Origin of the sequence: Phenylobacterium sp., from assembly GCF_036502675.1 — a bacterium.
Lineage (GTDB): Bacteria > Pseudomonadota > Alphaproteobacteria > Caulobacterales > Caulobacteraceae > Phenylobacterium.
The window spans coordinates 21,454-39,110 of the sequence record NZ_DASXYF010000075.1; the positions used below are offsets into that span (position 1 = coordinate 21,454).

General features: G+C 70.8%; 16 protein-coding genes. 12 read left to right on the forward strand and 4 right to left on the reverse strand.

The genetic code is table 11. The annotated features are described in order from the left end of the window. Positions 1-108 precede the first annotated feature (108 nt). The 5 genes from xdhC to VGL30_RS09140 are packed head-to-tail and all read left to right on the forward strand — an operon-like array spanning position 109 to position 5,116. The gene (gene xdhC, locus VGL30_RS09120; RefSeq protein WP_331539100.1) at positions 109-1,074 is read left to right on the forward strand and encodes a xanthine dehydrogenase accessory protein XdhC; all 966 of its coding nucleotides are present in this window, start codon (positions 109-111) and stop codon (positions 1,072-1,074) included. After that, positions 1,071-2,264, forward strand: coding sequence for a urate hydroxylase PuuD (locus VGL30_RS09125; protein ID WP_331539102.1), 1,194 nt, complete (start codon positions 1,071-1,073; stop codon positions 2,262-2,264). Before xdhC ends, VGL30_RS09125 begins: the two co-directional genes overlap by 4 nt. After that, positions 2,264-2,758: an ureidoglycolate lyase gene (locus tag VGL30_RS09130; protein ID WP_331539104.1), complete on the forward strand. Its 495-nt coding sequence runs from the start codon at positions 2,264-2,266 to the stop codon at positions 2,756-2,758. Before VGL30_RS09125 ends, VGL30_RS09130 begins: the two co-directional genes overlap by 1 nt. Then, positions 2,755-4,098, forward strand: coding sequence for a guanine deaminase (gene guaD / locus VGL30_RS09135; protein WP_331539106.1), 1,344 nt, complete (start codon positions 2,755-2,757; stop codon positions 4,096-4,098). Before VGL30_RS09130 ends, guaD begins: the two co-directional genes overlap by 4 nt. Beyond that, complete coding sequence (locus tag VGL30_RS09140; protein WP_331539108.1) at positions 4,091-5,116, forward strand: adenosine deaminase; 1,026 nt, start codon at positions 4,091-4,093, stop codon at positions 5,114-5,116. The genes guaD and VGL30_RS09140 overlap by 8 nt, the downstream gene beginning before the upstream one ends. 54 nt (positions 5,117-5,170) lie before the next feature. Here VGL30_RS09140 and VGL30_RS09145 read toward each other — a convergent pair whose 3' ends face one another. Next, complete coding sequence (locus VGL30_RS09145) at positions 5,171-5,581, reverse strand: hypothetical protein (RefSeq protein ID WP_331539110.1); 411 nt, start codon at positions 5,579-5,581, stop codon at positions 5,171-5,173. Between the two features lie 133 nt (positions 5,582-5,714). Between VGL30_RS09145 and gstA the strand changes: the two genes are divergently transcribed. After that, the gene (gene gstA / locus VGL30_RS09150; RefSeq protein ID WP_331539112.1) at positions 5,715-6,302 is read left to right on the forward strand and encodes a glutathione transferase GstA; all 588 of its coding nucleotides are present in this window, start codon (positions 5,715-5,717) and stop codon (positions 6,300-6,302) included. A 9-nt stretch (positions 6,303-6,311) separates the two neighbouring features. Here gstA and VGL30_RS09155 read toward each other — a convergent pair whose 3' ends face one another. Next, positions 6,312-7,313 (reverse strand): alpha/beta hydrolase, encoded by a 1,002-nt coding sequence (locus tag VGL30_RS09155; protein ID WP_331539114.1) that lies wholly within the window; start codon positions 7,311-7,313, stop codon positions 6,312-6,314. A gap of 407 nt (positions 7,314-7,720) precedes the next feature. On the opposite strand from VGL30_RS09155, the gene VGL30_RS09160 reads away from it, so the two are divergent. Next, positions 7,721-8,596: a TIGR03619 family F420-dependent LLM class oxidoreductase gene (locus tag VGL30_RS09160; RefSeq protein WP_331539116.1), complete on the forward strand. Its 876-nt coding sequence runs from the start codon at positions 7,721-7,723 to the stop codon at positions 8,594-8,596. 108 nt (positions 8,597-8,704) lie between these two features. On the opposite strand, the gene VGL30_RS09165 is transcribed toward VGL30_RS09160, so the two are convergent. Beyond that, positions 8,705-9,265 carry an HNH endonuclease gene (locus VGL30_RS09165; RefSeq protein WP_331539118.1) on the reverse strand — a complete coding sequence of 187 codons (561 nt, stop codon included), beginning with the start codon at positions 9,263-9,265 and terminating at the stop codon, positions 8,705-8,707. 730 nt (positions 9,266-9,995) lie between these two features. On the opposite strand from VGL30_RS09165, the gene VGL30_RS09170 reads away from it, so the two are divergent. From VGL30_RS09170 to VGL30_RS09180, 3 genes are read left to right on the forward strand one after another with little or no spacing between them, the layout of a single operon-like run. Beyond that, the gene (locus VGL30_RS09170; RefSeq protein ID WP_331539120.1) at positions 9,996-10,634 is read left to right on the forward strand and encodes a TetR/AcrR family transcriptional regulator; all 639 of its coding nucleotides are present in this window, start codon (positions 9,996-9,998) and stop codon (positions 10,632-10,634) included. A gap of 17 nt (positions 10,635-10,651) precedes the next feature. Beyond that, complete coding sequence (gene gluQRS, locus VGL30_RS09175) at positions 10,652-11,506, forward strand: tRNA glutamyl-Q(34) synthetase GluQRS (protein WP_331539122.1); 855 nt, start codon at positions 10,652-10,654, stop codon at positions 11,504-11,506. Beyond that, positions 11,499-12,386, forward strand: a complete 888-nt coding sequence (locus tag VGL30_RS09180) for a DMT family transporter (RefSeq protein ID WP_331539124.1) — start codon at positions 11,499-11,501, stop codon at positions 12,384-12,386. Before gluQRS ends, VGL30_RS09180 begins: the two co-directional genes overlap by 8 nt. Here VGL30_RS09180 and VGL30_RS09185 read toward each other — a convergent pair. Next, complete coding sequence (locus VGL30_RS09185; protein WP_331539126.1) at positions 12,365-13,786, reverse strand: protein adenylyltransferase SelO family protein; 1,422 nt, start codon at positions 13,784-13,786, stop codon at positions 12,365-12,367. The two genes, VGL30_RS09180 and VGL30_RS09185, sit on opposite strands and share 22 nt — an antisense overlap. A 104-nt stretch (positions 13,787-13,890) precedes the next feature. Between VGL30_RS09185 and nhaA the strand changes: the two genes are divergently transcribed. Continuing rightward, on the forward strand, positions 13,891-15,078 hold the full coding sequence (gene nhaA, locus VGL30_RS09190; protein ID WP_331539128.1) for a Na+/H+ antiporter NhaA: 1,188 nt from the start codon (positions 13,891-13,893) through the stop codon (positions 15,076-15,078). Positions 15,079-15,223: 145 nt separating this feature from the next. Continuing rightward, positions 15,224-17,650, forward strand: a complete 2,427-nt coding sequence (locus tag VGL30_RS09195; RefSeq protein ID WP_331539130.1) for a TonB-dependent receptor — start codon at positions 15,224-15,226, stop codon at positions 17,648-17,650. Positions 17,651-17,657: the final 7 nt, after the last annotated feature.

A 17,657-nucleotide genomic window follows, 5' to 3' on the forward strand; every position in this document is an offset into this window, starting at 1 on the left:
TCCCCCGTCTTCTTCGGGACAGGGGAGGAAAGAAGCGCGGCAAGATATATGAACCCGCTGGCCCGCCTCCCCTCCAGGGGGAAGAGAGCTACGCCGCGGACGCTCGCCATGTCTGAGTGGATCGCCCAGGCCGTGCGCGCCGTGCGCCGGGGCGAAACCCTGGTTATGACCGCCGTGGTCGGCGTGCAGGGCTCCACCCCCCGGGAGGCGGGCGCGCGGATGCTGGTCTGGCCGGACAGGTTCAGCGGCACGATCGGCGGCGGCGCGCTGGAGCGCCAGGCCCTGGACCAGGCCCGCCGGCTGCTGGCGCAGGACGAACGACGCCACGCCCTGCAGGACTATCCGCTGGGCCCGCTGCTCGGCCAGTGCTGCGGCGGCCATATGCGGCTGCTGGTGGAGCGGCTGGACGCTTCCAGCCTGCCCTGGCTGGAACAGGCGCTGGCCGCCTGCCAGGGTGGCGCGCCCTTCCGCCTGCAGGCCGAGCTGCGGGATGGCGAACTCCGCCGCTCCGTCGCGGCGGCCGAAGGCGGCGCGCCGCCCGACGGCCCGCGCACCCCCATCGGCGAGGTGCGCCTGCTGGCCGAGACGATCATGCCCGTCCGGCCGCGCCTGGCCATCTTCGGCGCCGGCCACGTCGGCCAGGCCACAGCGCGAGCCTTCGCCCCCCTGCCCTTCGACCTCGCCTGGCTGGCCAGCCGCGAGGACCTGCGCCCGGAGACCGGCGCCGCCCGCGCCCAGCTGATGGACGAGGACGCCCTGGAAGCCTGGGTGGCGACCGCGCCCGCCGGCGGCCTCTACGCCATCTTCACCCACAGCCACGACCTGGACTACCGGCTGGCCCGGGCGGTGCTGCGGCGCGGCGACTTCGCCTATCTCGGCCTGATCGGCTCGGCCACCAAGCGGGCGCGCTTCGAGCGGCGCCTGCGGGTGGAGGGCTTCGGCGACGCGGACTTCGCCCGGCTGACCTGCCCGTTGGGCTTGCCGGGCCTGAAGAGCAAGGCGCCGGCGGTGATCGCCGTGGCGCTGGCCGCCCAGCTCCTGCAACTCACGGCCCCGGACGCGGAGGCCCGATGAGCTTCGACTTCGGGGGCTGGGCCAATCTGGCGATCCGCTGGCTGCACCTGACGGCGGGGATCGCCTGGATCGGCTCGTCCTTCTACTTCATGTGGCTGGACAGCCATCTCAGGCCCGCCGCCGCCGTGCGCCAGGGTGTGGCCGGGGAGCTTTGGGCGGTCCATTCCGGCGGCTTCTACCAGTCGCAGAAGTTCATGCTGGCCCCGCCGGAAATGCCGGCGGAGCTGCACTGGTTCAAGTGGGAGGCCTACACCACCTGGATCTCCGGCTTCCTGTTGCTGTCGCTGATCTTCTACGTCGGCGCCGACCTCAACCTGATCGACAAGGCCCGCCTGCCGATGGCGCCCTGGCAGGCGATCGCCCTGGGGCTCGCTGTCCTGGCCGGCGGCTGGCTGGTCTACGACGCCCTCTGCCGCTCGCCGCTCGGAAGTAGCCTCAGGGCCTTCGGCCTCGTCTGGTTCCTGGTGCTGACGGCGGCGGCCTTCGGCCTCACCCGCGTCTTCTCCGACCTGGGCGCGGTGATGCACCTGGGCGCGATCATCGGCACGGTGATGGCGGCGAACGTCTTCATGATCATCATCCCCAACCAGAAGAAGCTGGTGGCCCAGATGCTGGCCGGGGAGACGCCGGACGCGCGGCTGGGGAAGATGTCCAAGCAGCGGTCGGTCCACAACAATTACATGACCCTGCCGGTGCTGTTCATCATGATCAGCAACCACTACCCCATGGTCTACGCCGCCCCCCTGAACTGGCTGTGGCTGGCCGGGCTGGGGGTCGCCGGCTGGACCATCCGCCACTTCTTCAACCTCAGGAACGCCGGGCGGATGCATCCCGAGGTGCTGGCCTGGGGCGCCCTGGCCTTCGTCTCCGTCGCCGTCCTGTCGGAAGCCGCCAGGCCGAAGCCGCCGGCCTCCGTCCCCGTGCCGCCCTTCGCCCAGGTGCGCGCGATGGTCGACCGCCACTGCGTCATGTGCCACGCGGCCCGCCCCACCCACCGCGGGATCGCGGCCCCGCCCAACGGCGCGGCCTTCGACACCGACGAGGCCCTGCATCGCTACGCCTCGAAGATCTACGAGCGCGCCGTGGCCACCCACGCCATGCCGCAGGGCGACGAGACCGGCATGACCGAGGCCGAGCGGCAGTCCCTGGGCGCCTGGATCAGGGCCGGCGCCAAGGTCGGGGGAGCGTGATGCGCCTGGTCGTCCCCCAGCCGCTCACCCCCGAGGCCTTCGCCCCGTTCGGCGACGTGATCGAAGCGTCGGACCAGGCCCTGCCGCAAGTGATCAACCACGGTCATACCCGGCGCTACCACGACCTGGCGGGCCTCGACGTGGCGGAGGGCGGCGGCCGGCCCATCGTCAGCATCTTCCGCGGCCGGCCGCTGGCGGCGCCGATCCTGAAAGTCGTCGAGCGCCACCCCCTGGGCAGCCAGGCCTTCATCCCCCTGCAGCACCGCGACTGGCTCGCAGCGGTCGCCCCGCCCGGCGACTTCGACCCGAAAGCGTTGACGGTGTTCCGCGCCACCGGCCGTCAGGGCGTCAACTACCGCCGCGGCGTCTGGCACCACTTCCTACTGGCGCTGCAGCCGGACAGCGATTTCCTGGTCATCGAGCGCGACGGCCCGGGCGACAACTGCGACGAGATCCTGCTGGACACCGCCGACCAGCTGGAGGTGCTTCTGTGAGCCGCCAGGCCTACCGTGCCGCCCTGCTCCACACGCTGGACGACCCCAGCCGCGCGCCCGCCGAGGCCGCCTGCGCCTATCATCCCGACGGCCTGCTGGTGGTGGAGGACGGGCACGTCGCCGCCTTCGGCGCCTACGCCGACCTCGCCCCGACCTTGCCCGACGACACGCCGGTGGAGATCCTGGCCGGCCGGCTGATCACCCCGGGCTTCGTCGACGCCCACGTCCACTATCCGCAGATCGACATCATCGGCTCCTGGAGCGGCCAGCTGCTGCAGTGGCTGGACGAACGCGCCTTCCCGGCCGAGCTGGCCTTCGCCGACCGGATGCACGCAGACCAGGCGGCCGAGGCCTTCCTGGGCGAGCTGCTGCGCAACGGCACGACCAGCGCCCTGGTGTTCGCCACGGTGCACAAGGGCTCGGTGGAGGCGCTGTTCGAGGCCGCCCTGGCCCGCGACATGCGGCTGGTCGCCGGCAAGGTGCTGATGGACCGCAACGCCCCGGCCGGCCTGCTCGACACCGTGGAGAGCGGCCGCGCCGACAGCGAGGCGCTGATCCGCGCCTGGCGGGGCCGCGGGCGCCTGGGCTATGCGGTCACCCCCCGCTTCGTCGTCACCTCGTCGGAGGCCCAGCTCGCCACGGCGGGGGCGCTCGCCGCGGCCCATCCGGAGGTGTTGGTCCACAGCCACCTGTCGGAGAACACCGCCGAGATCGCCGAGGTGGCGCGGCTGTTCCCCGAGCGCCGCGACTACCTGGACGTCTTCGCCCACTACGGCCTGGTCGGCGACCGCTCGGTGTTCGCCCACGGCGTCCATTCCCCGCCGGACGCGCTCGCCCGCATGGCGACGGCGGGCTCGACGATCGCCTTCTGCCCCGCCTCCAACCTGATGCTGGGCAGCGGCCTCTTCGACCTGCAGCAGGCCTGCGGCTGCGGGGTGCAGGTGGCGTTGGCCACCGACGTAGGCGGCGGGCCGAGCTTTTCCATCCTGGGCGCCATGGGCGAGGCCTACAAGGTGGGCCAGCTGCGCGGCCAGGCGCTTCCACCGCTGCACGCCTTCTACCTGGCCACCCTGGCCGGCGCATGCGCCCTGAAGATCGACGACCGGGTGGGCAATCTCGCGCCCGGCAAGGAGGCCGACTTCTTGGTCCTCGACCCCGCCGCCACGCCGCTGCTGGCGCGCCGCCTGGCCGGCGTCACCGACATCGCCGAGATCGTCTTCGCCCTCAGCTGCCTCGGCGACGACCGGGTGGTGGAGCGCACCTATCTCGCCGGCCGGCTCGCCCATGCGCGCCGCCCCGCCGCCCCGCCCGCCTCACCGGAGATCCCCGCCCATGGATGACCTGGACGCCTTCATCCGCGGCCTGCCCAAGGCCGAGCTGCACCTGCACATCGAGGGCAGCCTCGAGCCGGAGCAGATGTTCGAGTTCGCGCGGCGCAACAAGGTGAGCCTGCCGTTCCCGACGGTGGAGGCGGTACGGGCGGCCTATGCCTTCTCCAACCTGCAGGACTTCCTCGACATCTACTACCAGGGCGCCGACGTGCTGCGCACCGAGGCCGATTTCCACGACCTGGCGCTGGCCTACTTCCGGCGGGCGGCGGCGGACGGGACCCGCCACGTGGAGCTGTTCTTCGATCCGCAGACCCACACCGACCGCGGCCTGCCGTTCTCGGTCGCCGCCGACGGCCTGCTGTCCGGCATGGCCGCGGCGAAGGCGGAGCTGGGCGTCACCTCCGGCCTGATCCTCTGCTTCCTACGCCACCTTTCCGAAGACGCCGCCTTCGGGACCCTCGGTATGGCCGAGCCCTACCTCGACCGCCTGCTGGGCGTGGGCCTGGACTCCTCCGAGCTTGGCCACCCGCCGGCGAAGTTCCAGCGCGTGTTCGCCGCCGCCCGCGAACGCGGCCTGAAGCTGGTCGCCCATGCCGGCGAGGAAGGGCCGCCGGAGTATGTGCGCGAGGCGCTCGACCTGTTGCACGTCGACCGCGTCGACCACGGCAACCGCGCCCTGGAGGACCCGACCCTGGTCCGCCGGCTGGTCGACTCGCAGATGACCCTCACGGTCTGCCCGCTCTCCAACCTCAAGCTCTGCGGCGTGCCCGACCTCGCCGTCCATCCCCTGAAGCGAATGCTGCACCTCGGCCTGAAGGCCACCGTCAACTCCGACGACCCGGCCTATTTCGGCGGCTACGTCGGCGAGAACTGGCGGGCGATCACCGCCGCCCTGGGACTGTCCGAGCGGGAGCTGGTCACCCTGGCGAAGAACAGCTTCACCGGCTCCTTCCTGCCACAAGCCGAGGCCGCCCGGCACATGACGTCGATCGACGCCTATGTTGCGGCCCGGGGCCGCGGCGTCTGACCCCTTGTGGGTCGCGAGCGGCGCCGGACGGCGACGCGGCGGCGAAGCAGGGCCTTATCGGCTGGGGGCCGGGCTGGGCCGCCACTTCGAACGGTCGCAGGCTTGGTCCTTGTCCGGCGCCCGATTCACCGTCGCTGTGGCGCAGGTCGTGGCCGGGAGCAGGTAAAGGTCCTCGCTGACCGGCGCCGTCGGCATCGGGCAGTGGTGCGTCTGCATCAGGTCGATATTGATGCCGATCATCGCGATTTCAGTCGCGGAGTCGGTGGCGGCCTGGGCCGCCTGCGTGGCGAGGCGCGCGACGGTTCGCTCGGCTTGGTGTTCGCCCAGCCTCTTGAGCCCGAGATCCACCGCGCGGCCGAGCGCGGCGCACACGCCCGCGGCCGGCGCCGCCGGTTTTGCGGATTGCGCCATTGCCGGTCCCGCCAGGAACACGAGCGCCGCGCTCGCTGAAACCATCAATCGCATCTTCAACTCCCCAGCGTTCGCGCGAAGGTAGGGCCAAGCTGTCCGGATGGAAAGGAACGCCAGGGCGGGCCTCCACGTCCGCGGCGAAACCGACCGCGGCCTCGGGAGTTGCGGAGGGGAACGGAGACCTCCGATGAAACTCTACTACGCTCCAGGCGCCTGCAGCCTCGCCGGCCATATCGCCCTGCACGAGGCGGGGCTCGCGTTCGACCGGGTGAAGGTCGATCTGAAGACCCACCTCACCGAGGACGGGCGGCCGTTCATGGAGATCAATCCGAAGGGTTACGTCCCGGCCCTGGCTTTCGACGACGACCAGGTGCTCACCGAGAACGTCGCCATCCTGAGCTGGATCGCCGACCGCGCCCCGGCGCTTGCGCCAAACGGCCCGATGGGCCGCTACCGGCTGCTGGAAACGCTCGCCTACATCTCCACCGAGGTCCACAAGGCCTTCAAGCCGTTCTTCAAGCCGGGCGCCACGGACCAGGAGAAGTCCGAGGCCGGCCAGCAGGTCGAGAAGCGCCTGGGCCTGTTGGAGGGCCGCCTGGGCGGCGGCTACCTGTTCGGCGAGCAGGCCACCGTCGCCGACGCCTATCTCTTCGTGATGCTGCGCTGGGCCGGGGCCAACGACCTGAAGATCCCCGAGCGGCTGGCGGCCTTCATGGGGCGCATGGGCGATCGCCCGGCGGTGCGGCTGGCCCTGCGGCACGAGGGCCTGAGCTGAGGTCGCCGTTCAGGTGCTCCGTCCCCAGTGCTCGGCCACGAAACGGCTGACCTCGGCGGCCAGCTCCGCGTCCTCCGGCGCGCCCATGAAGCCGCCGTGCGGCATGCCCTCGAAGACGTGCAGCTCCACCGGCACGCCGGCCCGGCGCAGGGCGCGGTGCATGCGCACGGCGTTGGAGAGGAACTGGTCCCGCGTACCGGCCTGCAGGAAGGTCGGCGGAAAGCCCTTGGCGAAGTCGCCGAACAGCGGCGAGAGATAGGGATGCGCCAGGTCGTGGCCGGCCGCATAGATCAGGTTGGTCGCCGTCAGCCGGTCGGGCAGCACGACGTCGATGGCGCGGTTGGTCTCGAAGCTGTCGCCGGATTCGGTCAGGTCCAGCTCCGGGGTCCGCAGCACCAGGGCGGCCGGCAGGGGCAGCCCCTCGTCCCGCGCCCGCAGCGCCAGGGCGGCGGCCAGGTTGCCGCCGGCCGAGCCTCCGCCCACGATGATGTTCTCCGGCGCATGGCGTTTCAGCAGCGCCCGGTAGACCGCGACGCAGTCGTCGAGCGGCGCCGGATAGGGGTGCTCCGGCGGCATGCGGTAGTCGACCGAATAGCAGCGCACGCCGTGCTGGTCGGCGGCGGCGCTGGCCCCCAGCCGGCAGGGCTCGCCGCCCCCATACACCAGGGCGCCGCCATGGAGGTCGAGGTAGGCGCGCGCATCGGTCTGCGCGCCGGCCGGCGTCGCCAGGTGGACGACCGCCCCGCCCATCTCGAGCGTCTCGACCGGCGCCGAGGTCGCGCCGGTCCTCAGGGCGAACATCTGCATCAGGCGTTCGGTCACCGCCGCCTTGGCCTGGGCCCAGCCGGCGAAGTCGTCGGCCGCCGGCGTCACCGACCTGTTGAGCGGCAAACCGTCCGGGCTCACCATCCGCGCCAGGCTGGCGCGGGCCTGCGGGCTGATCGACTGCGGAAACGGCACGACGCGGCCCTCGACCCTCACGCCGGAAACGGCGTCCTCGCCCTTGGCCATGCGGCCCTCCCTCACGCTGTTCTCCGCCAGCCTATCGCGAGATTGCGCGCGCGGCCTAGGGCCGATTACCCGGCTTCCCCAAAGGCCTGAAGAAGATCGACCTCCCTGTCCTCCTGATGCAAAGCGATGATGGCCAGGTCGTGCCGATCAAGGATTCGGCCGGGCCGACTTGCCTCGCTCGCGTTTTCGCAGGATTCGATGTCGCCTTTCGGTCTTTGCCTTGGGGCCGAACGCGACAACGATAGGCGCCGGAACAGTATCATAGGGCTCGTCGGCGACCCGTAAAAGCGCCATGGCGCGAGCAGCCTGCCTCTGCGGGACAGGACGACTGGCCGCTTCGCGCTGTGAATAGAAACGCGCGACATTGAATTTAAGGGAAGGAAAAAATGAGAATAGGCCTGAATATAGTGGGCATCGCGGATCTGTACGATGGCGATGTCTCTGGCGTGCTGGAGGTTATCGCCCTGGCGGACCGTAAAGGCATCGGCCAGATCTCGATGGGAGACCACATGGGTTTCGCCAAATCGGCGCATGCGGCGCGGTTGGTGTCTCACAAATTCCCGTACACCCTCGAATATCCCTGGCACGAACCGATCTCGCTGCTTTCGGCAGCCGCGGCGATCACCACCCAGGTGCGGCTGTCCACCTTCGTGTTGATCGCGCCCCTCCGCCCGACCCTGTTGCTCGCCAAGCAGCTCGCCACCCTGGACGTCATCTCCAAGGGTCGTGTGATGGTCGGGCTCGGCGTCGGCTGGCAGGAGGCGGAGTACCGCGCCGCGGGCATGGCGTTCGACACCCGGTTCAGCGACCTGGAGGACATGGTCGGCGGCATGCGCGCCCTCTGGGGTTCGGCGCCCGCCACCTTCAAGGGCCGAAGCTTCGGGTTCGAGGACTTCTACGCCTATCCGCAGCCCGTCCAGGGGCGGGACCTCGGCGTGCTGTTCGGCCTCAACCCCACCAGCAAGAACCTCGACCGTATGGCTCGGCTGTCCCAAGGTTGGGCGATGGACCCGGCGTACCGGCCGATCCTCGCAGAGCGGGCGAAGGAACTTCGCAGGCTGTTCGCGAAATACGGGCGCGACCCCGACAAGATCGAGATCCACGTCGGCCAGCGGGCCATCCGCACGGCCGACGGCTCCGTCGATTGGGCCGCGGTCGAGGCGGGCGCCAAGGAGTCGGAGGCTGACGGCGCCACGACGGTGAGCTTCCGGGTCTCGGATTTCTGTCGAAGCCGCGAGGAAATCGAAGGGTTCTTCGAGCGCGTCGTGAGCCTCGGCAAATAGGGCTCGTGGATGGGGCGTCGTGGCGGCGCCCCCGCTTTGCGCCGGGACGCCGCTGGAATCGCGGTGGGGCCTCGGCCCCGTGGGCCATCCCGTTGCGGGACCGCACCCCTACGCCTCCAGTTCGATGTCCCAGTAGAGGTAGTCGAGCCAGCTCTGGTGCAGGTGATTGGGCGGGAAGCGGCGACCGCGATCCTGCAGTTCGAAGGCGCTGGGGCGGCGGGGACGGCCGTGCGGGTGCATGCCGGCCTCCCGCGGGGTGCGGCCGCCCTTCATCAGGTTGCAGCGGGCGCAGGCGGTGACGATGTTCTCCCAGGTGGTGCGCCCGCCGCGGGAGCGCGGCACCACATGGTCGAAGGTCAGGTCCTCGCCCGCCGAACAGTACTGGCAGCTGAAGGAATCCCGCAGGAAGAGGTTGAAGCGCGTGAAGGCCGGTGGCCGGTCCTGCGGCACGTAGTGCTTCAGCGAGACCACGCTGGGCAGCTTCATCTCGAAGGAGGGGGAATGCACCACTTGGTCGTAGGTGGAGACCACGTCCACCCGGTCCAGGAATACGGCCTTGATCACGTCCTGCCAGGGCCACAGGGACAGGGGATAATAGCTGAGCGGCCGGAAGTCGGCGTTCAGCACGAGGGCCGGCCAACCGGAAGGCGGGCGGCTAAGCACCTGCACGGGCGGACCCCTGGCGGCGCAGCGCGCCTATGTCATACGGACGCCGACTGAAGACGAAACCCTCGTTCGCGAGCGCTTGCCGGCGAATCGACGCGGACGATCCCCGACACGGCGGACATCATAGATCAGCCCGCGCGACATCTCCATGACCGCCGGCCGGAAAAACCTTCCGGCCGCGGCGACGGATCGCGCAAGCTCGGCATTTAGGCGCCGACGAGCCCGGCGGTGGCCACCGCGATGGCCACGGCGGCGAGGGTGAACAGGACCGACGAGGCCGTGTCGGCGATACGGCCGGTCCTGCGCAGGGTCTGGACGGACATGGTTGAAATTCCTTTCTGGCGCCCGGAAAATGCCGGGCTTAGATCTGTACGCTGCTTAGATAGGGTGCCATCTAAACGATGTCAAGATATCGTCTGCGCGACGGCCGGATGCGCCAAAAAGAAGGGGGCCCGCGGGCCCCCTTCGCACTTCGCCTGACCCTGGGGTCAGGCGCCGATCAGCGCCACCGCAGCGGCGACCATCAGGCCGATGCCGAGAAGGATGGTCGGAGCGGCCCGGTCGAGGAACCGTTCGAGTCGCGGGGCTGTTGCGAGAAACATGACACACACCTTGAGTTGGACCCCCGGGGGAGCGGGAGCGTTTGTTATTTGAACAACGCTAAGATGGAGCCTATCTGATCATTGTCAAGATAATGTTTACGGCGACAAGATTAAGATTTAGGGTGATGCGCATGAGACACGCTGCCGCCGCCGAACCCCGCCCCTACCACCACGGCGACCTCAGCCGCGCCCTCGTCGACGCCGCCCTGCGCCTGCTGGAGCGGGACGGCCCGAGCGCGCTTTCGCTGCGGGCGGTGGCGCGGGAGGCGGGTGTCAGCCCGGCGGCCCCCTACCACCACTTCAAGGACAAGGGCGAACTGCTCGACGCCGTCGCCCAGCAGGGGTGGCAGATGCTGAACGAATCCCTGGCAAGGACCCGCGCCGAGCAGGCGGACGCGGAGCTGAACTCCGGCCTGGGCGTGACCTATGTGCGCTTCGCCCGCGAGCACCCGGCCCTCTACCGGGTGATGTACGACTGCTCCCGCGACCGGGAGGCCCTCCCCGACCACTCCAACGACAAGGACAGCGCCTTCTGCCGCGTCCGCGACTCGCTGATCCGCGCCGGCGCCGATCCCGACGACCAGATCGGGCTGGAGCTCTCCGCCGTCGCCGCCTGGTGCGCCGCCCACGGCCTGGCGGAAATGGCCGCCTTCAAGCAGTTCCAGTCGCTCAAGGATGCGCTCGGCGGGGAAGAGGCCTTCCTCCGCGGCGTCTTCAACCACATGGGCGCCATCACCCGGGCCATGCCGGGCTCGCCGGACGAGACCTGATCGCCTAAACCGGGCGGGTGGCCCGCCGCTTCGTCACACGCTTCGCCCCGTCGCCCACCGGACGCCTGCACCGGGGGCACGCCTATTCCGCCCTTACCGCCTTCGAGGCCGCCCGCGTCGCCGGCGGCCGTTTCCTGCTGCGCCTGGAAGACATCGACCTGACCCGCCGCCGGCCGGAGTTCGACGCGGACATCCTGGCGGACCTCGCCTGGCTGGGCCTGGATTGGGAGGAGCCGGTGCGCCGCCAGTCGCAGCATATGGCCGACTACCACGCCGCGCTGGGGACCTTGCGCCAGCGCGGCCTCGTCTACCGCTGCTTCCGCACCCGCCGCGAGATCGCCGCCGCCATCGAGAGCGCGCCGCACGGCGCCATGGAGGCCTGGCGCGGCGCGCCCCTTCCGCCGTCCGAGGAGGCCCGCCGCGTCGCCCAGGGCGACCCCTACGCCTGGCGCCTGGCGCTGGACGCCGCCCGCCGCGCCCTGGGCGGTTTCGGCGCGCTGACCTTCGAGGAGGAGGGCGCGGGCCCCGACGGCCAGACCGGCCGCATCGCCGTCCGGTCCGAGCTGGGCGGCGACGTGGTGCTGGCGCGCAAGGACGTGGGCGTGGCCTACCACCTGGCGGTCACGGTGGACGACGCCCTGCAGGGGGTGACCCACGTCATCCGCGGCCAGGACCTGTTCGAAGCCGCCCACGTCCAGCGCCTGCTGCAGGCGCTGCTGGGCCTGCCGGCGCCCGTCTACCGCCATCACCGCCTGATCGCCGGGCCGGACGGGCGCCGCTACGCCAAGCGCGACCAGGCCGAGACCCTGGCCGAAATCCGCCGCCGGGGCGTGACGCCGCAGGCCCTGCGCCGCGAGCTGGGCTTTGACTGAGCCCGCCGACCGCCGGGCGCTGGCGGCGCTGGTGTTCGGCGCCGCCGTCATCGGCCTGGCCCCCATCCTGGTGCGGCTGACCGCAACCGGGCCGGCCGCGGCCGGCTTCTGGCGGCTGGCCTTCGCCCTGCCGCTGCTGGCGCTGATCGCCGGGCGCGCCGACCGGGGACCACCGGGCGCGCCGCCGCGCGCGGCCCTGCTGGCCGGGGCGATGTTCGCCCTCGACATCGGCTTCTGGCACTACGGCCTGCACTACACCTCGGTGGCCAACGCCACGGTGCTGACCAACCTGACGCCGGTGGTGGTGACCCTGGTCGCCTGGCTGGCGTTCCGTCAGCGGCCCCGCCTGGGCTTCGTGGCCGCCGTGCTGCTGGCGGTGGCCGGCGCCTGGCTGATGGCTGCGGCGCGCGGCGGCAGGCCCGGGCCCGACCCGCCGCTCGGTGACGCCCTGTCGCTCGTCACGGCCCTCTGGTACGCCCTCTATCTGGTGTCGGTCGGCGTCGCCCGCCGGCGGGCCGGCGCTGCGCGGGTGATGTTCTGGTCGACGCTGCTCAGCGCGCCCCTGCTGCTCGTCGCGGCGCTGGCGATGGACGAGCGGCTGATCCCCGCCTCCGCGGCGGGTTGGGCGGCCTGCGCCGGCCTGGGGCTGGTGCACGTCGCCGGCCAGGGGACCATCGCCTGGTCGCTGGGCCGGCTGCCGGCGACGCTGGCCTCCGTGGTGGTGCTGGTGCAGCCGGTGGTGGCCGCGGTCCTGGGCTGGCTGCTGTTCGCGGAAAGCCTCAGCCCGCTGCAGGCGCTGGGCGGCGCGGTCGCGCTGGCCGGCGCGGTCCTGGCTCAGAGGGCCGGCGGAAATCCAGCTCAGCCGGCCGCCAAGCCGTAGGCCTTCCGCGCCGTCTCGATGGCGGCCAGCTTGGCGTGGAAGGCGCTCCAGTCGTCGGCTTCGGCGATGGACGCCCAGATGGCCTCGATCTCCTCGTAGATCAGCTCCTGCGGCTCGGGGCCCTCGAAATAAGGGTCGGCCAGCCGCTCCGGCCGCTCGGCCTCGTAAGACCCCAGCCGCCGGCGCAACTCCGCGAAGCCCTCGTCGGCGTAGAGTCCCGCCCGCGGACCGGCCAGGGCGCGGGCTTCGCCGTTACCGAACCAGTCGAAGAACAGCGGCTCCCAGCGCAACGCCGTCCCGCCCCCGGCGAAGGCCTGGAAGGTCGCCTTGGCGAGCTCCACGTCCTCCGCCTCCGAGCGGCTGCGGACCCCCAGCCTTCGCAGGACCGCCGCGGTCAGCGCCCGATGGTATTCGCCCGCGAAGGTGTTCAGCGCCGCGATCAGCGCGTCCTGGTCGCCCACCAGCGCCAGGCAGGCGGCGAGCTGCTGCAGGTTCCAGAACACCGTCTCCGGCTGCCGGCCGAAGGCGTAGAGGCCGGTGGAATCAAAATAGGCGGCCGTAAAGTTGGGGTCGTTGTAGGGCAGGAACCGGTAGGGGCCGTAGTCGAAGCTCTCGCCGGTGATGTTCATGTTGTCGGTGTTGAGCACCCCGTGCACGAAGCCCGCCGCCATCCAGGCGGCCGCCAGCGCCGCGGCCTTCGCGGTCACCGCGCGCAACAGGGCGCCCGGCCGGTCGGCCTCGTCCGCCAGCTCCGGGTAGTAGAGCTCGATCACATGGTCGGTCAGGCGGGTGATCCGCTGCGGCGCCTGCAGGTAGGCGTGGCGCTGGAAGCTGCCGAAGCGGATGTGGCTGTGCGACAGCCGCACCATCGCCGCCCCCCGCGTCGGGCTGGGCTCGTCGTTGCGCATCAGCGCCTCGCCGGTTTCCACCAGGGACAAGGTCCGCGAGGTCGGGACGCCCAGGGCCTCCAGCATCGCCGTGGCCAGCGCCTCGCGCACGCCGCCCTTCAGGGTCAACCGCCCGTCCCCCTGCCGCGACCAGGGCGTCTGGCCGGTGCCCTTGGTCCCGAGGTCCATCAGCCGGCCGGTCCCGGTCTCCCGCAGCTGGGCGAAGGTGAAGCCGCGGCCGTCGCCGAGGTCGGGATTGTAAACCCGGAACTGGTGGCCGTGGTAGCGCATGGCCAGCGGCGTCGGCAGGTTTCCCGGCAGCGGCTCGAAGCGTCCGAAATGGGCGATCCACTCCGCGTCGGTCAGGGTGTCCAGCCCCACCGTGCGCGCGGCGCGGTCGTTGCGGAACCGCAGGATCGTCTCCGGAAACGCCGCCGCGGCCACCGGATCGGCGAACTCGCCCCCCAGCTCGGAGACACGCGGATCGGGGCGGTAGAGCGGGCTTGCGGGCATATGTCTTTTGAGCGCCTGCGCGCGGCCGGCGCAATGGCCTCGGCCCGAAGCCCTTGAAGCGCGGCGACGGGACGGCCGTCGCAAGCCTGTGTTAGGCAGGCCCGATGTCCACCCGATCGACCCTGGAATTCCTGAAGACCGAGACTGGCTCGGGCCTGCTGCTGGTGCTGGCCGCCGCCGTGGCGATCTTCTGGGCCAACACGCCGCTTTCGCCCAGCTACTTCGCCCTGGTGAACCATGAGGTCACGGTCACGCTCGGCGGCTTCACCGAGACCCTGTCGGTGCTGAAGTGGGTGAAGAACGGCCTGATGGCCGTCTACTTCTTCGTCGTCGGCCTGGAGATCAAGTACGAGATCCTGCGCGGCGAGCTGTCGAACCCCCGCCGCCTGGCGCTGCCCGTGCTGGCGGCGCTGGGCGGCGTGGCCGCGCCGGCCTTGCTCTACCTCCTGGTCAATGCGGGGCCCGGCGGCCACCCGGCGGGCTGGCCGATCCCGGCCGCCACCGACATCGCCTTCGCCCTCGCCGCCCTGTCGATCGCCGGGCCGAAGCTGCCGACCTCGCTCAGGGTGTTCCTGCTCACCCTCGCCATCGCCGACGACCTGGCGGCGGTGGCGCTGATCGCCATCCTCTACACCCAGGAGTTCCGGCCCTGGATGCTGGGCGGGGCGGCGGCGGCGCTGGCGGTGATGGCGGCCATGTCGCAGTGGAACAAGGCGCCCTATTTCTTCTACGCGGTCGCCTTCGCCGTGCTCTGGGGGTTCACGCTCAAGTCGGGGGTGAACACCTCGCTCGCGGGTGTCGCCGCCGCCCTCACCGTGCCCATCGAGCCTCGGCGGCCCGGCGCGCCCGGCGTGCTGCACGCCTTCATGCAGGGACTGCACCCCTATGTGGCCTTCCTGATCCTGCCGCTGTTCGCCTTCGTCGCCGCCGGCTTCTCCCTGGCTGGCGAAGGCCTGCAGCGGGCGCTGCTTCCCCTGCCGCTGGGCGTGGCCCTGGGCCTCCTGGTCGGCAAGCAGGTGGGGGTGTTCGGAGCCGCCGCCCTGGCCATCGGCCTGAAGCTGGCCCGCCGGCCGACCGGGACCCGGTGGCTGGAGCTCTACGGCGTCTCCATCCTCTGCGGCATCGGCTTCACCATGAGCCTGTTTATCGGCGGCCTGGCCTTCGACGCCCAGCCCGCGCTCCAGGCCGACCTGCGCCTGGGCGTGGTGACGGGCTCGGTGCTCTCGGCCCTGCTCGGCGCCGGCGTCCTGGCCTGGGCCCAGGCCAGCCGCAACCGCGCGGAGGCGGCGTGACCGGCCCGTGTCACCGGCGCCACATTTTAACACACTCAGCACCCGAATGGCCCACAGCCTTGTAGATGCTCCGTAAGCTGCGAAGCTGGCGCAACCCGCCAAGCGGCTCACGAACGTCGCGGGGAGGAAACAGCTCGGAGCGACCATGCGCATTTTCAGAATGCTTCACGGTTCGGCGTCCCTCGCCGTACTGTCGGCCCTGACGTGCGGCGCGACCCACGCCCAGGACCAGACCCCCACGGTCGACGAGATCATCGTCACCGCCCAGAAGCGCGAGCAGAGCCTGCAGGACGTGCCGATCGTGGTGACGGCGGTCGCCGGCAAGCTGGCGCAGGACGCCGGCGTCCACGACATCAAGGACCTGCAGATCCTCACCCCCGGCCTGGTGGTCACCTCGACCAGCAACGAGACCGTGACCACCGCCCGCATCCGCGGCGTGGGCACGGTGGGCGACAACGCCGGCCTGGAATCCTCCGTCGGCGTGGTGATCGACGGCGTCTATCGGCCGCGCAACGGCGTGGGTTTCGGCGACCTGGGCGAGCTGGAACGCATCGAGGTGCTGAAGGGCCCGCAAGGCACCCTGTTCGGCAAGAACGCCACCGCAGGCGTGATAAACATCCTCTCGCAGGCGCCCCAGCGCGAGTTCGGCGCCAACGCCGAGCTGACCGTGGGCAACTACGGGACGGTGGGCGGCTCGGCCTCCGTGACCGGCCCGATCACCGACACCCTGGCGGGGCGGCTGTTCTTCGCCGACCGCAAGCGCGACGGCTTCTATGACGTGGTCGCCGGCCAGGGCCCGCGCGCCCGCAAGGACGACGCCGACCAGGACTTCTACACCGTCCGCGGCCAGCTGCTCCTGCAGCCCAACGACAACGTCAACATCCGCTTCATCGCCGACTACACCAACCGCGACGAGTCCTGCTGCGTCGCCGTGCAGCTCAACCGCGCCGGCACGCAAGGGGCGCTGGACGCGGTCAACCCCGTTCCGCCGTCCACCCTCAACCCGCCGGATCCCTTCGCGCGCGTGGCCTACTCCAACCGCCCGACCGACCAGCAGATCGAGGACGGCGGCGGCTCGCTGCAGGCCGACGCGGACCTGGGCTGGGGCAGGCTCACCTCCATCACCGCGCTTCGCCGCTGGAAGAGCACCAACGCCCAGGACGCGGACTTCTCCACCGCCGACATCCTCTACCGGCAGGGTGGCGGTCCGTTCTCCAACCGTTTCGACACCGTCAGCCAGGAAATCCGCCTGGCCCGCCAGACCGAGCGGCTCGACTGGCTGGTCGGCGGCTTCTTCGCCTCCGAGAGCCTGGAATCCACCAACCAGCTGCTCTACGGGGCCCAGTACGAGCAGTACCTGGGCCGCCTGCTGTCCCGCAGCGCCGCCAATCCCAACGGCATTCCCAACTTCGTCTCCGTCCTGACCGGCCGCCCGGTGGGAACCAGTTACGCCGCCGGCCAGGGCACCCGCGACCGCTACGGCCAGGACACGCGCACCTACGCGCTGTTCACCAACGAGGCGCTCCACGTCACCGACAGGTTCGATATCACCGGCGGCCTTCGCTACACCTATGAGAAGAAGGACGCCGAGGCCCTGCAGGTCAACACCGACGGGGGGGTCGGCTGCGGCACGGCGCTCGCCCGCTCGGCGACGATCGCGGGTATCGTCGGCCCGGCCAACGCCGGCACGGTGCTCAGCACCATGTGCCTGTATTTCGAGAACCCGGGGTTCAACGACCGCGTCCTGGTGCAGACCCACAAGGACGAGAAGCTCTCCGGGACCATCAAGGCCGCCTACCGCTTCTCGCCGCAGGTGATGACCTACGCCTCGTTCGCCCGGGGCTTCAAGGGCGGCGGCTTCAACCTGGAGCGCGCCCAGGCGCCGACGGCGGCCAATCCCCTGCCGATCACGCCCACCGCCTCGACCGTGTTCCCGGCCGAGACCGCCGACAGCTACGAGCTGGGCGTGAAGTCGACCCTGCTCCACCGCACCCTGCTGTTGAACGCCACCGCGTTCTACCAGCGCTACAAGAACTTCCAGCTCAACACCTTCCTGGGCACCACCTTCGTGGTGACCGCGATCCCCAAGGTGACGTCGCAAGGCGTCGATGCGGACTTCGTCTGGTTCACCCCGGTCCACGGCCTGTCCGCCCAGGGCGGCCTGACCTATGCGGTGACCGAGTTCGGCTCGACCGTGCCTGCCGGCTTCGCTCAGCTCAAGGACGGCCGCCTGGCCTTCGCGCCGCTGTGGTCGCTTTCGACCGCCGTCACCTACGAGCAGCCGATCGGCCCGCTGGTCGCCCGCTTCAACGTCAGCGGCAAGTACATGTCCGGCTACAACACCGGCTCGGACCTCAACACCCTGAAGTACCAGAACGGCTACGCCCTGGTGAACGCCCGGGTGGGGATCGGCCCGCAGAACCAGCGCTGGTCGGTGGAGGCGTGGGCCTCCAACCTCACCAACAAGGACTATCGCCAGGTGGCCTTCGACGCGACCCTGCAGACCGGCACGGTCGACATGTTCCTGGGCCAGCCGCGCACCTACGGCATGACCCTGCGGCTGAAGTACTGAGCGGCGG

Bases quoted from the DNA above. Each gene is read 5' to 3' on its own strand.
- xdhC (WP_331539100.1), top strand. From the start codon at position 109: ATGTCTGAGTGGATCGCCCAGGCCGTGCGCGCCGTGCGCCGGGGCGAA.
- VGL30_RS09125 (WP_331539102.1), top strand. From the start codon at position 1,071: ATGAGCTTCGACTTCGGGGGCTGGGCCAATCTGGCGATCCGCTGGCTG.
- VGL30_RS09130 (WP_331539104.1), top strand. From the start codon at position 2,264: ATGCGCCTGGTCGTCCCCCAGCCGCTCACCCCCGAGGCCTTCGCCCCG.
- VGL30_RS09140 (WP_331539108.1), top strand. From the start codon at position 4,091: ATGGATGACCTGGACGCCTTCATCCGCGGCCTGCCCAAGGCCGAGCTG.
- VGL30_RS09145 (WP_331539110.1), bottom strand. From the start codon at position 5,581: ATGCGATTGATGGTTTCAGCGAGCGCGGCGCTCGTGTTCCTGGCGGGA.
- gstA (WP_331539112.1), top strand. From the start codon at position 5,715: ATGAAACTCTACTACGCTCCAGGCGCCTGCAGCCTCGCCGGCCATATC.
- VGL30_RS09155 (WP_331539114.1), bottom strand. From the start codon at position 7,313: ATGGCCAAGGGCGAGGACGCCGTTTCCGGCGTGAGGGTCGAGGGCCGC.
- VGL30_RS09170 (WP_331539120.1), top strand. From the start codon at position 9,996: ATGAGACACGCTGCCGCCGCCGAACCCCGCCCCTACCACCACGGCGAC.
- VGL30_RS09185 (WP_331539126.1), bottom strand. From the start codon at position 13,786: ATGCCCGCAAGCCCGCTCTACCGCCCCGATCCGCGTGTCTCCGAGCTG.
- nhaA (WP_331539128.1), top strand. From the start codon at position 13,891: ATGTCCACCCGATCGACCCTGGAATTCCTGAAGACCGAGACTGGCTCG.
- VGL30_RS09195 (WP_331539130.1), top strand. From the start codon at position 15,224: ATGCGCATTTTCAGAATGCTTCACGGTTCGGCGTCCCTCGCCGTACTG.